This window comes from Pseudoalteromonas sp. SR45-5 (assembly GCF_014163565.1).
Classification (GTDB): Bacteria; Pseudomonadota; Gammaproteobacteria; order Enterobacterales; family Alteromonadaceae; genus Pseudoalteromonas; species Pseudoalteromonas distincta.
The window spans coordinates 1-797 of record NZ_JACJDN010001009.1; the positions used below are offsets into that span (position 1 = coordinate 1).

The following is a 797-nucleotide window of genomic DNA, read 5'->3' on the forward strand; positions in this document are numbered from 1 at the left end:
TGTACTATTTATATGACCGCTACCAATCGCACTAACTTGAGTTAACTCAGGGGGCAGTGCTAACAGTTCGCTTAGCTTATTTTGTATTGAGATATTCATTGTGCTCACTTATGCCCTTTTTTTATGCGTATCGGGCAACTATTTTTTCGATAATTTCAGCATTCGCTTCAGGAAAATCATAATTTTCTAATTCACTAATTGCTACCCATTCGCTAGGTTGCCCTTCAGCGCCATGTGCTTCACCGCTAAAGTTACTTACTACGTGTACATCTAATTTAACGCATTTATCGCCGTAGTCATGTTCAATCACCATCAATTGGCTAGAGCTGTGAATGGTTAGTCCAACTTCTTCAATAAGCTCGCGTTTAAGTGCAACAAACACACTTTCTCCAGCTTCAACTTTACCACCAGGAAATTCCCATAAACCGCCTTGATGTTGTTCATCTGCACGTTTACAAATGAATATAGCGTTATTTTTCTTAATAACACCAACAGCTACATGTACAATTTCTATAGTCATTACTTTAAAACTCCATAAAAAAAAGCGACGCTAGCGCCGCTTTTTTAATAAGCTACTGACAATATTGGGTTATTTTAATTTACCGCAACACTGTTTGAATTTTTGACCTGATTTACAAGGACAAGGGTCATTACGACCTACTTTTGGTTCTGTACGAGCCATTACTGTCGCTGTTTCTGGCGCTTCGCCACCTACGTGCTCAGCTTCTTCATGTTGGTATTCGCGAGGAGCATTTTCACTTTTACGGTGTTGCTCTTCTACTTTTTCAACATCTTCT

Annotated in this window: 2 protein-coding genes; both read right to left on the minus strand. The window is 39.1% G+C overall.

Features of this window, described 5'->3' with window-relative positions:
* Positions 1–121 precede the first annotated feature (121 nt).
* A complete protein-coding gene (gene mutT, locus H5072_RS20695) occupies positions 122–520 on the minus strand; it encodes an 8-oxo-dGTP diphosphatase MutT (RefSeq protein WP_007582062.1) in 399 nt (132 codons plus the stop codon).
* 69 nt (positions 521–589) lie between these two features.
* Positions 590–797: SEC-C metal-binding domain-containing protein (locus tag H5072_RS20700; protein WP_182694666.1), on the minus strand; the 208-nt coding region annotated here is incomplete at its 5' end.

Excerpts from the sequence above, each read along its gene's own strand:
- mutT (WP_007582062.1), bottom strand. The coding sequence starts at position 520 with ATGACTATAGAAATTGTACATGTAGCTGTTGGTGTTATTAAGAAAAAT.